Annotated in this window: 13 protein-coding genes; 6 read left to right on the forward strand and 7 right to left on the reverse strand. The window is 51.1% G+C overall.

Going from position 1 to position 17,516, the window contains the following annotated elements; all coding sequences use genetic code 11:
- Positions 1-291: 291 nt before the first annotated feature.
- Positions 292-1,194 (reverse strand): AraC family transcriptional regulator, encoded by a 903-nt coding sequence (locus tag BMW41_RS03660; RefSeq protein ID WP_074648904.1) that lies wholly within the window; start codon positions 1,192-1,194, stop codon positions 292-294.
- 664 nt (positions 1,195-1,858) lie between these two features.
- On the opposite strand from BMW41_RS03660, the gene BMW41_RS03665 reads away from it, so the two are divergent.
- Positions 1,859-2,935, forward strand: a complete 1,077-nt coding sequence (locus tag BMW41_RS03665; RefSeq protein ID WP_074648905.1) for an NAD(P)-dependent oxidoreductase — start codon at positions 1,859-1,861, stop codon at positions 2,933-2,935.
- A 21-nt stretch (positions 2,936-2,956) separates the two neighbouring features.
- Positions 2,957-4,393, forward strand: a complete 1,437-nt coding sequence (locus BMW41_RS03670; RefSeq protein ID WP_083378764.1) for a sodium/glutamate symporter — start codon at positions 2,957-2,959, stop codon at positions 4,391-4,393.
- 250 nt (positions 4,394-4,643) lie between these two features.
- On the opposite strand, the gene BMW41_RS03675 is transcribed toward BMW41_RS03670, so the two are convergent.
- From BMW41_RS03675 to BMW41_RS03685, 3 genes are all read right to left on the reverse strand, one after another.
- The gene (locus tag BMW41_RS03675) at positions 4,644-5,996 is read right to left on the reverse strand and encodes a sodium-dependent transporter (RefSeq protein WP_074648906.1); all 1,353 of its coding nucleotides are present in this window, start codon (positions 5,994-5,996) and stop codon (positions 4,644-4,646) included.
- A 284-nt stretch (positions 5,997-6,280) separates the two neighbouring features.
- Positions 6,281-7,975, reverse strand: a complete 1,695-nt coding sequence (locus tag BMW41_RS03680) for a tryptophanase (RefSeq protein ID WP_074648907.1) — start codon at positions 7,973-7,975, stop codon at positions 6,281-6,283.
- A gap of 142 nt (positions 7,976-8,117) precedes the next feature.
- Positions 8,118-8,495, reverse strand: a complete 378-nt coding sequence (locus BMW41_RS03685; protein ID WP_074648908.1) for a RidA family protein — start codon at positions 8,493-8,495, stop codon at positions 8,118-8,120.
- Positions 8,496-8,821: 326 nt separating this feature from the next.
- Between BMW41_RS03685 and BMW41_RS03690 the strand changes: the two genes are divergently transcribed.
- Together BMW41_RS03690 and BMW41_RS03695 are read left to right on the forward strand one after the other, a co-directional pair.
- Entirely contained in the window at positions 8,822-9,487 is a 666-nt protein-coding gene (locus BMW41_RS03690) for a helix-turn-helix transcriptional regulator (protein ID WP_074648909.1), read from the forward strand.
- 242 nt (positions 9,488-9,729) lie between these two features.
- Entirely contained in the window at positions 9,730-11,922 is a 2,193-nt protein-coding gene (locus tag BMW41_RS03695; RefSeq protein ID WP_143050807.1) for a hypothetical protein, read from the forward strand.
- Between the two features lie 226 nt (positions 11,923-12,148).
- On the opposite strand, the gene BMW41_RS03700 is transcribed toward BMW41_RS03695, so the two are convergent.
- The 3 genes from BMW41_RS03700 to preA form a co-directional block, all read right to left on the reverse strand.
- Entirely contained in the window at positions 12,149-12,460 is a 312-nt protein-coding gene (locus BMW41_RS03700) for a type II toxin-antitoxin system PemK/MazF family toxin (RefSeq protein ID WP_074648911.1), read from the reverse strand.
- Positions 12,457-12,699, reverse strand: a complete 243-nt coding sequence (locus BMW41_RS03705) for an AbrB/MazE/SpoVT family DNA-binding domain-containing protein (protein WP_074648912.1) — start codon at positions 12,697-12,699, stop codon at positions 12,457-12,459. Before BMW41_RS03705 ends, BMW41_RS03700 begins: the two co-directional genes overlap by 4 nt.
- Before the next feature lie 281 nt (positions 12,700-12,980).
- Positions 12,981-14,489 (reverse strand): NAD-dependent dihydropyrimidine dehydrogenase subunit PreA, encoded by a 1,509-nt coding sequence (gene preA, locus BMW41_RS03710; protein ID WP_074648913.1) that lies wholly within the window; start codon positions 14,487-14,489, stop codon positions 12,981-12,983.
- Between the two features lie 409 nt (positions 14,490-14,898).
- Here preA and BMW41_RS03720 point away from each other — a divergent pair, with 409 nt between their 5' ends.
- Entirely contained in the window at positions 14,899-16,899 is a 2,001-nt protein-coding gene (locus BMW41_RS03720) for a methyl-accepting chemotaxis protein (RefSeq protein ID WP_074648915.1), read from the forward strand.
- A 291-nt stretch (positions 16,900-17,190) separates the two neighbouring features.
- Positions 17,191-17,463, forward strand: a complete 273-nt coding sequence (locus tag BMW41_RS03725; protein ID WP_074648916.1) for a hypothetical protein — start codon at positions 17,191-17,193, stop codon at positions 17,461-17,463.
- The last annotated feature ends 53 nt before the right edge of the window (positions 17,464-17,516 follow it).

The raw sequence follows: 17,516 nt of genomic DNA on the forward strand, positions 1-17,516 counted from the left end.
GGAAGTGAGGACGCCCAAAGAGGCTGATCCTGTTGGACATGAGAGGTGAGCTGCCATATAGGGATGGGTATACATCGAGGCCATTTAAATCGTAATCAAACGACGCTTTATTTGGAGTACCCAAAAAACCTATATATCTGTCAATTTAGGCAAGGATTAGTCCATAACCAAGCAATCACTCAATCTGAGGATGAATAAAAATCTATGAATTTACACAAAAAAACACTTGATTAATTGGAGAGGAAATTTCTCCGAAATTCCCTATGAAAAAACGCTCCGCGGACTTTGTTCTCAGGACGGCGTCTTTTTCCGGATCCGCCCGTTTCGTCCCTCAATGACCAGAAGGTCCCGGGAAGGCTCCTGATTTACGCGGCGGTAGTGGATGGCATACTGCTTCGGCGTGATATGGGTAATCTTTTTAAAGGTCCGGATGAAATGCTCGTTGCTGGCAAAACCGACGGTTTCCCCGACGGTCTGGACATTCATTCCGGCCCGAAGCAGAGACCTTGCGCGAAGGATCCGGCAGTAGATCACATATTCCATGACGCTGAAGCCGGTGGCTTTTTTGAAATTGTGGGACAGATAGTATTTGCTCATGAACAGGTCCGATGAGATGCTCTGAAGCGACATCGGCTCGGCCAAATGGTCCTGAATGTATGTGATGACTTTATTGATGCTGACGGTGCCGATGTGACCGGAGTTGAAGTGAATGCTACCGTCATCCTCCGCCGTGAGCATGAGGTGCGATTTCTTCTCGTGGAACGACAGAAGAAACTGGTAGAGGGCGATCATCTGGCGGATGTCTGCACCGAAGCCGTCGCCGAAATCCCGGCTGAGAGCGGCAATCTGACCGGACATCTCCGCAGTCTCTTCCTCCGACAGGGTCGCGATCAGACCGGAATAATGGCTGTCCCGGAAAAAATCGCTTTGCGGAGAGGAGATATTTTCCAAAACGGACGGAAGAATATGGAATACCATACAGCGATATTCGTCGTTGGCCACACTGCGGTGAAGTGTGGAAGAACTGATCAGAAAGAGCTGTCCGCGATGCAGAGGATAGGTGTTCGGCTCGATGAAGAAGACGCCTTCCCCTGATGTACAGAGCATGATTTCGATTTCTTCATGGAAATGCGGAAGATCCATGGAATAGGTGTTATTTCTGCTGATGTGGATTTCATATTCATAAGTCTGCATATTTTTGTCCTCCAGGCTCAAGCAGACAAGCTTGCTTGTCTATTTGAGCCGTCAATCAAAGTTTGAAAGTTTACTTTCAAACTTATGTCCTCCTCTCTGCACAGGATATGCAGCCGAAAACAACGAAAAAGAGTACAGCCGGTGGACGGCTGTCCGGTCGCGGGTCCTGACGGAAGCCGGGACGGGCAATCCGGGAAAGAACATCTCAAAAAAATAACAGAACAATAACATGAATCGGTGTCTTATCTATAAGTGTAATCGCTTTTTGCCGCGGTTCAAGCGATTCTTCAAAAAGTAAAAAAATGATCAATTAATTCGCAAGATATGCAGGAAAAATCAATTTTTTCATTTGATCTTCCGTCTTTTTTAGTTCTGATCGGACTGCGCCGTAAGATTCGGGATGATTTTGGCAGCAGAAAAGGTCACCTTATGAATCAAAACCATAGAAAACATAACTTTTACTCAAAATAGACAGATAAATTACAAGATACTACCGAACGACAAGATAAATCAATTTTTTGCGCTCAATGTGCAGGATTCCTGACACTTTCGTGTGCTAAATAATAAATATCAAAACACAGGGGACGATACGTATCGCGGAACGGATAACTGATTTGTTTTTGACGGGAAGGAGGATCCCAGAAAAAATCAGGAGGGAAAGAATATGGGAAAGAAATACAACATTATTCATTTTGAGGCGTTAGGAGCAGAAAACGAACACCTGAAAGATGAAACGGCGCAGGCGATTCGCGACGGACTGCTTCCGAAAGAATTCACATCGCTGGTTACCGATGAGACTCTTCAGGAATATATGCGGGAACACCCGGATACCGAGCTGCCGGACATCATTTCCATCAAGACCCATTCCAAGGTTCCGGAGGAGTACCTGCGTGGGGCAAAGAAGAGCATCATCACCCGAAGCGCCGGTTACGATCACGTGGAGGAACTGGAAGATGTGGCCAATGTCGCATCACTTCGCGAGTATTGTGTCAACGCAGTGGCGCAGACAGCGATGAAACTTCTGTATGACACGGCCGGATGTCTGAATGAGTATACGCTGAACGCGGCGACCTTTGAACGGATGAAAGCGGATTCGTTCATCGAGCTGAACGAGGAGCGCGTGGCAACCGTATTCGGAGTGGGAAAGATCGGAAAACACATTTATGACCTGCTCCGGGCGAACGGGCTTACGGTTCAGGCGGTGGATATCCGCGAAAAGGAACTGGATGAACTTTACGGACATACGGTTCATTTTGTTTCCAAAGAACAGGCGGCGAAAAACAGCGATATCATCATCAATTCCATGAACCTGACCAGAATTCCGGAAAGCCGGTTCTACAATGTGGGATATTTCTCCGAGGAATATCTCCGCAGCTGCAAGAAGGGTCTGATTTTTGTCAATGTAACCCGAGGCGAGATTGCGCCGGAGAGTGCAATCTTAAAACTGTATGAGGAAGGTCACCTCTCCGGATTCGGAACGGATGTCTTTTCTCATGAGGATGAGTTTACGCAGTTCATCCGCCACAAAATCTACTCGAACAATCCGGATGTGCTGGCCGGAAAGTATCTGATCGATATTGCCGAAGCGAGAACCGGCAACATTTACGTTCAGCCGCATCAGGGATTCAATTCCGATGCGGCGGCAAAGGCAAAAGCGAAAGACGCCATTCATCATGTAACGGCGTGGTACCGGAACGCCGGAACGCATTTTGAAGAGCAGCTGCCGTATTACGCGATGTAAATAAAACGGAGGGGAAAAGGTATGGAACTTACGATGAAAGATGCCATATGGCAGGTAATGATCGATATCGCAGTTATGGGCGGATTACTTCTGATCGGTGAAATGCTTCGTGCAAATCTCAAGATATTGCAGAAACTTCTGATCCCGCCGGCAGTGATTGCAGGATTTCTCGCACTGTTCTTCGGACCGAAGAGTCCGGTGGGCATGGGGGTTCTTCCGTTATCCGGATCATTTGGAACCTATGCCAGCGTCCTGATCGTGCTGGTATTCGCAGCGACGCCGCTGGGCGATAAGGGCGGCAGCGGAAAAGGTCTTACCCGTGAGACCGGCGGTATGTTCTTCAATATTACCGGTATCGCGGTTCTGCAGTACGCGGCAGGTCTTACCGTGACACTGCTTGTTCTGCAGCATTTCTATCCGGCGATGAGCTCCGCGTTCGGACTGATGATGGCTACCGGATTCTACGGCGGACACGGAACGGCAGCTTCGGTTGGCGCAAACCTTGAGAACCTCGGCATCATGAACATGACAGACCTGGGCAATACCTGCGCAACCATCGGTATCGTCGGCGGTATCCTTACGGGTATGATTTTGATCAACTGGGGCACCCGCGCAGGACACACACGCTACGTGGATGACCCGAAGGAACTTCCGCTGAGCATGCGCACCGGTCTGATTCCGAAGAACGAGCAGGCTTCCGCAGGAAAGAGCACCATCAACAACATCTGCCTCGATCAGCTCGGTTTCCATCTCGGTCTTGTTCTTCTCTGCTCTTTTGCAGGATATGAACTCTGCGAACTGTTTAAGAAGTTCTCCAAGAGCAGCTTCGGAATGTCCATCGAGATCCCGGCGTTCTGTCTGTCCCTGATTGTTGCCCTGATCATGAACATGATTCTCAACAAGACCGGCGTTCAGGAATACGTTGACCGCCCGACGATCCAGAGAATTCAGGGTACCTGCACCGATTTCCTGATGATCTCCGGTATCGGATCCATGAACACATCGGTTGTTATGAGTTATGCAATCCCGCTGGTTATTATCTGCGCACTGGGCTTCTTCATCAACTGGATCTGGTTCTTTGTGGTTGGTTCCAAGTGCGGAACCAAAGACTGGTTTGAGCGAAACATGATGGTTTGGGGCCATGCAACCGGCGTTGCAGCGACGGGCGTTCTCCTTCAGAGAGTGGTCGATCCGGACCTCAAGAGCCGTGGAATCGAAGATTCCGGTATCGCGGACGTATTCAACCGTCCGATCATTATCGGACTTCAGATTATTCCGCCGATGCTGATGTTCACCATGGGCGATCTGATCGGAGGCTGGGCTTCCTGCGGAATCTCCTGGGCGATCCTGATTGTGATGTGGATCATTGCCTATGCGGCAAAATGGTGGGTACCGGGCATCAAGGTCTCTTCCAGCCATTCCGACGGAACTGCCGGCATGAGAAAAGCAGAAGCGTGAACCGGCTGATCACATCCGGAGTCAGAAAATGTGGAGACGGAACCTGTTAAAATGAAGGTTTTCAGGATGGTTTATCCGGAAAGGGGGACTGCGTATCGGGAGATAAGAGCAGCGCACAGTAAATCGAAATACTACCCTTTATGAAATCGAAACAGTGATAAAAAAACAGCCTCTTCCGGAATAAAACGGGAGAGGCTGTTTGCTTGATGAACAGGCCTGAGTGGCGGAATCGCGAGAAATCAGCAATACATCATCCGATGCCGCCGAGGATCGCGCCGGCAATCAGAGCGGTCAGAGCAAGTCCGCAGAGAAGATATTTTCCGGCGATGTACCAGGTATCGCCGAGCGGTTTCGCTGCACCTTCATTGGCTGCTTCCAGCGCATACTTCTTGCCGAATACCCAGAAGAACATGACACCGGCGAGGAGAGCACCCAGCGGGCAGATGTAGATCGAGACGGCGTCCATCCATTCGGAGACGATCCCCTGAATCATGATGGAAACACCGATTCCCACTGCGGCAATGGTGCCGACGGCGGTTAAACGTTTCATGCCGAACTGCTGCTGCAGGGTTGCGACCGGAGCTTCGTAGAGGTTGACCAGAGAACTGAGTCCCGCAAACATAACGCAGACATAGAAGACGATGCCGACGATCATGCCGCCCGGCATCCGGTTCATGACGTTCAGCAGATAGATGAACATCAGGCCAGGCCCGCCTGCACTGAGCTCTTCACCGCAGGTAGCCATCGCCGGGATGATCAGGAATGCGGCAAGGAGCGCCGCCACGGTATCGAAGATGCCGATGTTGATCGCGGAAGCCGGAACATCTTCGTGTTTGCCGAGATAAGAACCGTAGATGACGGTTCCGTTGCCGGCGATCGAGAGCGAGAAGAATGCCTGACCGAAGGCGAAGATCCAGAGTTTCGGGTCTGCAAGACCGGCCGGATTGACCGTGAAAATGTAGCGGAATCCGTCGGATGCCCCCGGCTGTACGCCGACGTAAACGGCCAGACCGATTAACATGACAAAAAGCAGCGGCATCATGATTTTATTCGCTTTTTCGATACCGCCTGCAACACCGAGAGCCATGATGGCAAAGTTGACGGCGAGCGCGATGACGATCCAAAGATTATTGCCGAAGGCGCTTGCGGTGCCGCCGAACATTCCACCGATTTGCTCCATGTCGGTGCCCATCGCAAAGAGCTGACCGGTAAATGCGAGATATACGTACTTGAAAATCCATCCGACGACACAGGAATATCCGATCGCCAAAGCCAGAGATCCGATACACGGGATGACGCCGATGTTCTCACCGAGTCTGGATCCCTTGCCGGCATGCTCGGTGGCTTTTCCAAAGGCACCGATGGGCCCCTTTCCGGTGCTGCGGCCGAGAGCGATCTCTTCCGTTACGCCGAGACGGGCAACGATAATTACAAAAATGAAATACGGAATCAGGAATGTCATTCCGCCCCAGGCGGAGACCAGTACGGGGAATCTCCAGAGATTTCCCATACCTACTGCAGAACCAACACATGCCAGGATAAATCCGATTCTGGAATCAAATCCGTCGGCTTTTTTTTTCGGCTGAACTTTCGTCTCAACCATACAAATCCCCCTACTCTCCGGAACGGGATTGTTCCGGTGGTGTCATTATGTTTTGAGTGGTCACTTAAAGCATTTCCTTATTCAAGCTGTAATTATTGTGTCAGAATTATGTCAAGGTACAAAAGATGAACGAGACGAAACACGCTTCGCGAGTTTCGAACGTTTCGCGGCAGTCGCCAGGGCTTCGTGTAAGCACAGGCTTTGGCGTGTTAGCCGCGTAAAAAAGGAGACTGTCCCCGCGATTACAGCGGCGGACAGTCTCCCTGGTGATCCGGCTCCGCGTATCAGAACTGATCCGGTGTCCAGGTCTTCCAATAGCTGTAATTGGATTTATCCGCCATCTCTTCTTCGGTCGGAGCATACGGCTCAAGCCATGCGTGGAAATGACGCATCGGCAGGTTGTGACCGAAGGTAATCTTTAGGTTCGGAATGGTATCGCGGTCTTTGTAGAGCTGTGTCAGCGCGGCAATGATGTAATCCATATGCTGCTTGCTGAACTGGGAGCGGTTGATGGCCAGACGGACCACGTTGCAGACTTCTTTCTGCTGCTCCGGTGTCTTCAGGTCGTACTCCATGGAGAAGTCACCCAGCTCGGAACAACGGATGCCGTAGCGGTGCACCATCTCAAGAGAGAGGGCCTGCCCGGCAAAGCTTTCGTGGTTACGCTTGTAATCAAAGAACCGGTCCACATCGACATAGATGCCGTGACCGCCGGCCGGCTGAACGATCGGAACACCGTTCCGGGTGAGGCCGTCTGCCAGATACTGGCACTGTTTTACACGTTCATCCTGATAGTCGAATCTCGCTTCTTCATAGAGACCCTGGCAGAGTGCCATGATGTCATGGCCGGACATGCCGCCGTAGGAATCGTTGCCGTAAGCGGAGATCTGGCGGACTTTGAGAAGGTGACCGATGTCCGTTTTGACCGAGCCGTCCTCATTGAATTCGGAGAACTTCTGCCAGAAGAGTCCTTTGTCACGGAACGCGAGGAGACCGCCCATGTTTGCATGGCCGTTTTTCTTCAGAGAAGCGGAAACCACATCAAACAGCGAGAACATTTCCTTTGCAATCTCGGCGATGGATTTGTCGGCATATCCCGGCTCGTTCATCTTGATGAAGTAGCAGTTCTCTGCCCATCTTGCACCGTCCATCACATACGGAATGCCGTGCTTGTGGGCGATTGCGGAAACCTCACGCATATTCTGCATGGAAACCGCCTGACCGCAGACCGAGTTGTTGGTGACGGTGGTATAGATGAGCGGAACATTTTCCACACCCACCGCGTCCAGGAGCTGGTTCAGTTTGTCGATATCCATGTTGCCCTTAAACGGGTTCACATCATAATGTCCGCTTTCCGGAACTTCGAAGAGGATCTCCTTGTGGAAGAGGTTGCGCGGCACATTGCCCATCTGCTTGATGTTGCCCTCGGTAGTGTCGAAATGTGCATTGGAGGGGATCGTGAAGACCTTGCCCGGCCATCTTCTCGCAAAGAGCGGTTTCAGAACATCGAAGAGGAGGGTCTCTGCGCAGCGTCCCTGCGGAACGATGAAGGTGTTCGGTCTGGACAGCTGGAACTGTCCGCCGTTGATGAAGCCGCCCTCATAATCCTTCAGGTAAACGTCGTTCATCATTTTCTCCACATCGTCGCGGTCAACGCCTTCTTTCATGTAATTGATCAGGCGAACCTGATCGTCTCCGCGCTCCCAGAGATCACGGAACGCGTCGAGGAGCACATAATAGCCCTTGTTGCGGCCGTAGGATTCGTCAGCGAGGAACATGGCAGCCCACTGCGTGTCGGTCATGGATGTTGTTCCCGAATCCGAGAGACAGTCAATGTAGAGCATTCCCGCCGGAAACGCAAACTCGTTGTAGTGCGTTGCCTGCAGGGCTCTGCGTCTCTGATCCGCAGTGACGTGAGGAACCTCGCGTACGACGTGTGTCCATGACTTCGGTGCTTCGATGTTTAACTTGAATTCCATTTGTAATACCTCCCAAATATTAATGTTTTGACCGGCCTGTGTGATTCCTGTCGGAACGGCAGAAACCGGCCATGTATTAATACCCCGGTCATCGCAGTTGCCTTTCGGCCCGCGTGGCGACTGGCGGACAGTATTTTTAACTTTATCCCGTCACGGCGATGCACTCGATCTCGACCAGTGCATCTTTCGGAAGCCGTGCGACTTCCACGGCGCTTCTCGCCGGGCAGTCGCCCTCAAAGAATGAAGCGTACACGCCGTTCATCGCGGCAAAGTGATTCATGTCGCTGAGAAAGACGGTGGTCTTGATGACGTCATTCATCGATGCGCCGGCTTTCTCCAGAACTGCTTTGCAGTTTTCCAGCGACTGCCGGGTCTGCGCCTCGATTCCGTCCGGAAAGGTTCCGGTGGAAATGTCGATCGGGAGCTGACCGGATGTGATGATCAGATTCCCGGCTTTGATGCCCTGCGAGTACGGCCCGATGGCGGCGGGAGCCTTTTCTGTACAGATGGGTGTTTTCATGGTGTTTCACCTCCTTGCGGTATAATTATTATTTATTTTGATGATCCAAATTTTTTATGACAAGAATAAATTATCACTATGCAAAAACATTGTCAACGATAATTGTGCAAAATATAAAATAGATAATATATTAACAAGTTAATAATATACAATAAGCACAAAGAGCAAAAAGACGGACTTGAAATACATGCAAAAAAACTGAGAAATAATTCTTATGTTATCTTGAGCTGTCCGGTACAGTGCGGTTATAATGAATAAAAAGGACCATGAACGAAGCAGGCCGGGAACGAAGCAGGCCATGAATGATTTATAGCAGGAGAACAGAGATGGAGAATTCACTGATGCAGCAGTACGAAAGACTGACCGGGTTTCTGGGTAGCGCGCTTGGGCCGGATTATGAGATTGTACTGTACGATCTGCACCGTATCGTTGCACTGGTAAATGGTGAGATCAGCGGGCGCAGCGTCGGAGATCCGATGCCGAAGTCCCTGATGGATGCGATGGAGAGTAAAAGAGACAGCATGGACGGACAGGCGCTGAATCACCGTGTTCTGGCCGCCAACGGCCGGAATTTGCGCTGTTCGGATCTTTATCTGCGGGATGCCGGCGGAGAGACGGTCGGCGTCCTGTCGATCAATTTTGACGACAACCGGTTTAAAGAATTGTCTGAAGCGGTTTTCCGGCTGTGTCATCCGGACTCCTATGCGGATCAGAACATTTCGGTCGAAATCCGCGGATGCAGGAATCAGGAGATCTTTTCGGGAGATCTGTCGGAGACAACGGATGAGATCTTCCGGAGAGTGGTCAAGGGGAAAAATGTCGCGCCGGACCGGCTGAATTATGATGAAAAACTGGAGATCGTGCGTCAGCTCTACGCAAAAGGCGTGTTTGAACTTCGCGGTGCAGTACAGGCGGTAGAGAAGAAACTCGGCTGCTCGCAGGCCACGATCTACCGTTATATCACCACGGTGAAAGAGGAACGGGAAAACTGATTGAGTGTCGGATGCAACGGAAAACAAAACATTCGCGATGAAAAACACCGGGCAGGAATGGAAGCAGAGGTCAGAGGGGATGGATTCGGAAAAACGATAAATGTAACCAGAAGCAAAAAAACGGTTTTCAATACCTTCCGGTGACAATTGAAAGGAAAAATTGGCCATATTATACTGATTTATAGAAATTACACAGGAAGAAAACAGCAAATCAGTCAATGGAAAGAGGCGAGAGAAAACAGATGAAAAAACGATTTTTAAAACAGGGAATGAGTATCGCGGCAGCCTTGTGCCTTGCGGTCGGATCACCGTTCAGCGCAGCGGCAGGCCACGAAGTAAGTTACGAGATAGAGAAGACCGATGGCAGAACGATGACGCATGAAGGCGATATTTCTGCCACAGACAGCGGTATTCTTGCGGACAACGGGTCGGCCGTAGAGCAGAAGGGCGATGTCAAGTCCAAAAATGAGGCGGTGAACGCTTCCTCTAAGTCGACGGTCGATATTGACGGAAATGTTGAGATGACAGACGGGGGGGATAGGGTCCCGGCTGTATCAGCATTTGATGGTTCTAACGTCAGGATCGAAGGGAATGTTAAATCCAACGGAATCGGTGTGCAGGCAGAGAAGGAGGCACATGTCGACGTAGAAGGAGCGGTTGAGGCAAAATCAACCGGAGTCAGCTCGGCAAACAGTGACGTTACGGTGAAGCATGGCGTTAAGGTCAGCGGAACGGATGAACAAGAGTATGTGTACGGTGTTGACGCATACGACAGCGAAGTGTCGGTTGTGGGCGGTATCGAAGTGACCATCGGCGGGCAGAAAGGACAAGCGGAAGGAAAAAGTGGCGAAGAGTCTGAATTTTCCGCAACAGGAGTAAATATCTATCAAGAGGATGGAGAGAATACATCGGTCCATGTAACCGGGAATGTCACGGCGTTCGCAAAGGGCAGCGAAGCATCCGGTGCAAGAGCAGATGGGCTTCGAATGGCGAAAGGGACGAAGCTGACGGTGGATGGCAATGTGACGGCTACAGCCGAGAGCAGTAATGCCAAAGCACAGGCGTGCGGTGTTGCTGTGGGCAGCGGAACCGTTATTGTGAAAGGAGATGTATCCGCTGCGGCGAAGAGTACGGCCCCGGAGGCTGCGAGGGCCTATGGAATTGTTACAAATGTCGAACTGGCGGGAAAAGATGTAAGCAAAGCAAAGGACGCAAATGCTGTTATTATTGTAACCGGAAGCGTTACCTCTACAGGAGCGGGAGCTTCTCTGGAGGGGAATTTCGGGAAGGTTGATGTCTTTGTCGGAAAGGATATGAGCGGAGAAGAAGGTCTTCGCGTTTTGGGTAATTTGGGTACCGCGAATTATGTGGTGGATGGAACACTGAGCGGTGAAAGCGCGGCGATTCACACCCAGGATTTCGTGGCGCAACCGGGAATGGAAGAAGGAAAACTGAATGTCACGGTATGGGAACTGAAGAGCGGCGGAGATCTCGTGAAAGCAGAAGAAGTATCCGGGTATGATCCGGAAACCGGTGCGCCTTCTCTTCTTCCTGAAAAGAAGGAAAAAGCCGAAGAGATCCTGAAGAATGTTAATTACATCATTCGCACCGATGAGGTGGAGAACGGTGTGATCAGCCTTTCCGGAACGACCCGGATTGTCGGAGCAAACGGAACGACATACGATACGGCGAAGGAAGCACAGGAGGTCATCATCCGTGTGAAGACCGCCGATGGATATCAGCTCGACGCGGTGAAGAACGGCGATGCGCTTCTAACAAAGAACGCGGACGGAAGTTATACACTGGTTGTTCCGCGGGGCGGCGGCGTCGAGCTGAGCGCCGTGCTGTCCGCAATCAAGAAGAACGAGAACGAAATGAACGGTGGTTCCGATGATTCCGGCAATCCGCCGGCCGGCTACGGGGAGGAAAAAGGAAACGCTGTGACATCCGCAAGCGGTGCGTCAGTGACCAGAACCGTTACGGAAGAAGGCGGTATCAAAACGTCTCTTTCGAAGGTTGAGATCGGCGGAAAGATCGCAGAGGTGGCAACTAGGGTGACCGTAGAGAACGGACAGAACAGAACGCTCCGCACCGTGAGCGGCGATATCGCGGGCGTATCCTTCCGGGGTGTCGGTACGGTATCGGCGGACGGATCCTCCGTAACACTGGAGGACGGACGTACCTTCTCTGTCATCAGCGCGCCGAGTCTTATGATCACCGAAAACGGCGTGACCAGAGGGTATTTCCTGAACGCAGACGGAACGGGACCGATCGCCACCGGAAAGACAGAGGTTTATTACTGCCTCGGCGAGGACGGTCAGCTCCATGCGCACTGGGTAGATCCGAACGGATATTTCTACGTTGGAACCGTGGAGATTGATGGCCAGACCCATACCTTCAATGAAACGGGAGAAGAGGTCAGCAGTATCGCATAAGCAGTATCATATAAGCTGGAAGAGGCAGATTCGGAAGGCAAAAGCGTTCTTTCACGAAGCGGAGCTGGCGATGATGATCTGTGAGAACCCGGAGAAAGTGCTGGGAATAAGAGAATAAGAAAGATAAAATCGGGCGGCTGTTCTTTGAGATTCAAAGGCAGTCGCCCGATTGTTATAATATAGGAAATATATTCAAAATGTATCCTCATATATTTTCCTACATGAATCAATCGTATTCAAAGATTCCCTGGATAGTATCTGAAACTTCCATAATATCGGCATAAGGAAGCCGGTCTACTCTGCTGCAGGCTCTGACGGAGGGATCAATGACCTTTAACTGTTCACAGATTGCAACTCCGATCGTTCCGTCTGTGCCCTTGACAGAAATATGTACCGGTCCCGCAGAAATGTCCTGAAGTAATGGACAGACGTGAAAAACATTTGTCGCCCGGATGAAAGCGTTTTTGCTGGTGATGACAAAATATTTCTTAGCAAAGCCGGCAATCTTGATGATATCCCCCTGATAGAAATCGGTCATAACATTTCCTTTCCCATCGGATCGCCCCATTCAAAATCATTTACGGAAATTTCTCCGTTATATTCTGCCAAACGCTGTTCGAAAGTTTTGTGTTCAAAAGGCTTACGGAGAATGATCGTATTATGGTCGATGAGTATGTCCAGAACATCAGAAGTTTTAAGATCAAGTTTATCAAGGATATGTTTTGGAATTCGGATGCCTTGACTGTTTCCCCATGATCGAATCGCTACCTGTTCCATATTGTCACCTCCAATGTATAATAGTATATATGGTATATACATATAGTAGCAGGTATGAGGCTGAGATTCAAGGGCAGTCGCCCGATTGTTAATTTACGCGGCTAACTCGCCAAAGCCTGTGCTTGCACGAGGCCTTGGCGACTGCCGCGATAACGAGCGAAACTCGCGAAGCGTGTTTCGTCTCGTTGGAAAAAACGGAACGATTCCGCAGTATTCTGCGGACGAATCGTTCCGTTACATTAAGGAAGCTGTCACTTAACGGTGACCAGCGGCGGACTTTGTTAATTGTTTTTTTGCGGTTTGGGAATACGCTTCTTTGACGGCGCGGCTGCGCCGGTGGGACAGACAAGGATACAGAGGTGACAGCCGACGCACCGGCTGCCGTCCAGTTTCGGTTTCCGGTTGTCGAACCGGATCGCCTGATGCCCGCCGTCACTGCAGGAAACCACGCATCGGCCGCAGCCGACGCAGATATCCGGATGAAATTGCGGGAAGAGGATTGTCTCACGGTTCAGACCGTCTGTCGTCGCGCTGATGCTGTCGAGTCCTGCACCGATCAGATATTTCACCGAACGGATTCCCATCTGGGACAGATAATAATTCAGGCCATCCTTCAGATCATCGATGATCCGGTAACCGTACTGCATCACCGCCGTTGTGACCTGGATGGATCCGGCACCCATCAGGATGAATTCCAGCGCGTCCTTCCAGGTTTCGATGCCGCCCATTCCGCTGAGGTGTTTTCCCTTCATCGCGGGATTCTGACCGATCTCCGAGATGAACCGGAGCGCGATGGGTTTTACCGCATTGCCGCTGTAGCCGCCGACGGCGGATTTTCCCTTGACTGCCGGAGCGGAGACGAGGGTGTACGGATTGACGCCGATGATGCTCTTGATCGTATTGATTGCGGAGATGCCGTCCGCACCGCCGCGAAGAGCGGCCACCGCCGCGGAGCTCATCTCTGCCACATTGGGCGTCAGCTTTGCGAGAACCGGGATTTTCGTTCCGCGTTTTGCGGCCCTTGTAAACTGCTCCACCAGTTCCGGAATCTGACCGATGTCTGAGCCGAGACCGTCCTCCTGCATATTCGGACAGGAGAAATTCAGTTCCACCGCATCGGCACCGTTCTCCTCGCAGAGTCGGGCCAGTTCTTCCCATTCTGCCTCATTTTGCCCCATAATCGACGCCAGGATAAATTTGGTCGGATAATTTTTCTTCAGTCTTCGGAAAATCTCCATATTTTCGGCAACGCTGTGGTCGGACAGCTGCTCGATGTTCTTGAAACCGATGATGCTTCCGTTATCGCCGGTGATGGCGGAAAAACGCGGAGACGCCTCATGGATTTCAAAGGAGCAGATCGTTTTGAAACAGGCGCCGGCCCATCCGGCCTCAAATGCCCGCGCACACATATCATACGTCGATGCAACGACGGAGGACGACAGAAAGAAGGGATTTTCCAGCGGGATCCCGCAGATGTCACAGGCCAGCGGGGATTCCGTCTCCGGAAGCGCAACTTCCGCCTGCGGGCGGACTTTTTCGATCATGGTACTCATCAGGGAGCGAACCGGAACCTGTCCCGGCCTTACACACTCCCGTTCACACGGAGCGCTGCAGTCTCTGCATACATTTTCTTCCGGAAGGCGCAGTGCCGCCGCATCTTCATTATCAAACCACACGCTGCGAAGCGCCCGGCCCGGATCCATGGCCGGACAGGCGTTGCTGCAGGGCGGATCCATACAGAGCAGACAGGAAAGCATATCCCGTCGCTTCAATATTTGTTTCGGAATCATAAAACCTCCTCTGACGGTCTCCGTCATGTCTCTTTGTCGGGCGGTAGATCGTGTTCTGATTCTATTCTATCATAAATAACATCTTATATTCAAAGCTGCTTTTGATGAAAGAAAATATAACAGGATAAATTTTCATGAGATCCGGAGATGAGGATGAATTTTTTTTCTTTTGTAAAGGAATCGAATGATGGCGCAAAATGCCATGAATTTCAGGGAAATTCAGCGTTGGATGATTTGCGGCACAGCGGTTTTTTCGCACGAATCCGATTCTATCAGAGCTTTGTGAATGGGGACGTTCTTTTGATTCTGTTAATAATCACCTTTATATATAACGGAATTATGCCGATAAACTCCATAAGCGCAACTTGATAAACCTATGGTAGTCAGTAATGAAAATGGGGAGAAAAAAATGAAACTGTTTCAATCAAATTCTGGAAGCAAAAAACGCGGAGGGACACTGCACAGCATCAGCACCACCCTGCTTCTTATCCTGCTTCCGATCACCGTCATCAGTATCGTATTCATTATCCTGTTCCTCAGCGGACAGGCGGAATCCCAGATTAAGGCTCAGTCCATCCGGAATCTGCAGCTGGAGTCCGACTATAATGCGGAGCGTTTCGGCGCAAGAGTCAATGATGTTGTCTCACGCGGCGAGTCATATGCGATTTCCGCGGAATCCACCGATTTTGCCGATCATGAGGCATACCAGGCGTTCATGAGTAAGTCCAACAAGATGGGAAGTCTGGAGAACGCCGGCATTTATACCGGTTTTTCAAACGGTGAGATGTACTATGCCGATTACGCTCAGGTTCCGGAAGGTTATGATCCGACCGCCAGAGACTGGTACAAAAACGGATTAAACTGCACCACCTTTACCGAAACCGCACCGTATGTTGATGCCCTGTCGAATAAACTCTGCGTATCCTTTATCCGCAGAATGAATCTTCGCGACGGCTCTACCGCGGTGGCCGGAATTGATATCTTCCTCGATGAGATCGCGAATGAGACAAAGACCCTGACACCCATGGGCACCGGCATGACGGCCATCGTTGCCAATGGCATGATCCTCGGTAATCCGGATCCTGCCGTAAACGGAAAGGATGTTGCCCAGTCAGGCAACACCCTCCTTCAGGAGGCCGTGGCAAAAGTGACGGTCGGCAGTCAGATGGAACTCAAGAGCGGCTCGGATACATATTACGTCGCTGCATCTCAGGTTCCGAATACGAGCTGGATCCTCTATTCCACCGTGTCCGAGCGTGATGTTCTCGCTCAGCTGAGAAAGTTCCAGCAGATCTGCTACTTCATCATGGTTGTGATCATCGCTGTCATTGTCATCGCGCTTCTTCTGGTCATCCGCTCCGTGATTACGGTTCCGCTGCGCAAGGTTACCGATGCGGCAGAGAGCATCGCAGACGGAGATTTCAACGTATCGCTTCCGACGGAAACGAAAAACGAGATCGGTCAGCTGGCCGTTGCGTTCAGCAGGACAACTGAGCAGCTGCAGAACTATCAGGGATATATCGACGAGATCGCGGAAGCACTCTCCGATATCTCACAGGGTGAGCTCAACGTTAAACTGGAGAAGGAGTATGTCGGACAGTTCAGCCGCCTGAAGAGCAACATGGAAAATGTGATCGAGCAGCTTCGCAGCGTTGTCGGATCCATTATGGATTCCTCGAAACTCGTGGCAGGCGGTGCGACCCAGATTTCCGACGGCGCACAGGGTCTTGCCCAGGGCGCTACCGAGCAGGCAAGCTCCATCGAAGAGCTTTCTGCTGAAATTCACCAAATCAATGAGGAAACGGTCAAGATGGCGGAGAATGCCCGCACAGCGGAGGCGCAGATTCACAGTGCGGAGGAGCAGATCCACTCCAGCAATGAGCAGATGGTTGATCTTCGCAATGCAATGCAGGATATCACCGACAAGTCCCAGCGCATTTCGTCCATCATCAAGACCATTGATGACATCGCATTCCAGACCAATATTCTTGCTCTGAACGCTGCCGTTGAGGCCGCGAGAGCAGGTGAGGCAGGAAAGGGATTTGCGGTTGTTGCGGATGAGGTCCGCAACCTTGCCGGCAAGTCTTCCACGGCTGCTCTGGATACCTCCAACCTGATCACTGAGACGATCGAGGCGGTACAGAACGGCGACCGTCTCACCGAGCAGACGGCAAACTACCTGAAGAGCACACAGGAATCCACGGAGAAGGCGGTTACCCTGATTGCGGAGATCACTGCCGCAACCGATAACCAGCAGCAGTCGCTTTCCGGCGTGAAGCAGGGAATCGACCAGATCTCCAGCGTCGTTCAGACCAATGCCGCGACAGCGGAGGAGAGTGCCGCTGCCAGTCAGGAACTTACCAGACAGGCGGGCATCCTGAACAACGAGGTTAATAAATTTAAACTGTGATCCTTTTTCACAGAAGAGCTGATATGAGATGTGAGCGGCGGGGCCGCGGATTGACGTTTCGGTTAATCCGCGGCCCCGCTGCGTCATAAAAAAAGCGGTGAAAAATTTATGCAGTTTTAATATTGAACATATGTTCGATATATTATATAGTCTGAATATACAGAAGCGGGAAACAGACGCAGTTCGGAACACGGTTCCCGTACATCTGCCGGAGACGCTGAGGAATCCCGGATATCATCGAGGTTCCTTAGTATCGGAACATTCAATCAGAGGACTGGAGGTGATTCCCGCATGGATTCCTATCTGTATACAAATATCCCCATACAGGTGATTGCCTGTATTGATACCACCGGGAAGATCACCCCGCTGCGGTTTCGCTTTCTGGACCGGAACGGGGAACTGGTCACCGTCCGGATTGACCGCATTCTCTCCTCGGATCAGGAACCTCATAATATCGGTATCACCTTCTCCTGCTCCGCCAGTATTTTTGGGCGGAAAAAGCAGTTTTCGCTGTATTACAGTCATTTCTCCGGCAAGTGGATTATCTCCCGGGTAGGGCAGTGAGGGCGGTTTGATCCGGCCGATTCCCGCCGCCGGGATGAATAGAATCATATAAT

The organism is [Clostridium] aminophilum (genome assembly GCF_900101295.1).
In the GTDB taxonomy this organism is placed as follows: Bacteria; Bacillota; Clostridia; order Lachnospirales; family Lachnospiraceae; genus Clostridium_R; species Clostridium_R aminophilum_A.

Bases quoted from the DNA above. Each gene is read 5' to 3' on its own strand.
- preA (WP_074648913.1), bottom strand. From the start codon at position 14,489: ATGATTCCGAAACAAATATTGAAGCGACGGGATATGCTTTCCTGTCTG.
- BMW41_RS03665 (WP_074648905.1), top strand. From the start codon at position 1,859: ATGGGAAAGAAATACAACATTATTCATTTTGAGGCGTTAGGAGCAGAA.
- BMW41_RS03670 (WP_083378764.1), top strand. From the start codon at position 2,957: ATGGAACTTACGATGAAAGATGCCATATGGCAGGTAATGATCGATATC.
- BMW41_RS03685 (WP_074648908.1), bottom strand. From the start codon at position 8,495: ATGAAAACACCCATCTGTACAGAAAAGGCTCCCGCCGCCATCGGGCCG.
- BMW41_RS03680 (WP_074648907.1), bottom strand. From the start codon at position 7,975: ATGGAATTCAAGTTAAACATCGAAGCACCGAAGTCATGGACACACGTC.
- BMW41_RS03705 (WP_074648912.1), bottom strand. From the start codon at position 12,699: ATGGAACAGGTAGCGATTCGATCATGGGGAAACAGTCAAGGCATCCGA.
- BMW41_RS03700 (WP_074648911.1), bottom strand. From the start codon at position 12,460: ATGACCGATTTCTATCAGGGGGATATCATCAAGATTGCCGGCTTTGCT.
- BMW41_RS03720 (WP_074648915.1), top strand. From the start codon at position 14,899: ATGAAACTGTTTCAATCAAATTCTGGAAGCAAAAAACGCGGAGGGACA.
- BMW41_RS03660 (WP_074648904.1), bottom strand. From the start codon at position 1,194: ATGCAGACTTATGAATATGAAATCCACATCAGCAGAAATAACACCTAT.
- BMW41_RS03695 (WP_143050807.1), top strand. From the start codon at position 9,730: ATGAAAAAACGATTTTTAAAACAGGGAATGAGTATCGCGGCAGCCTTG.
- BMW41_RS03690 (WP_074648909.1), top strand. From the start codon at position 8,822: ATGGAGAATTCACTGATGCAGCAGTACGAAAGACTGACCGGGTTTCTG.
- BMW41_RS03725 (WP_074648916.1), top strand. From the start codon at position 17,191: ATGGATTCCTATCTGTATACAAATATCCCCATACAGGTGATTGCCTGT.
- BMW41_RS03675 (WP_074648906.1), bottom strand. From the start codon at position 5,996: ATGGTTGAGACGAAAGTTCAGCCGAAAAAAAAAGCCGACGGATTTGAT.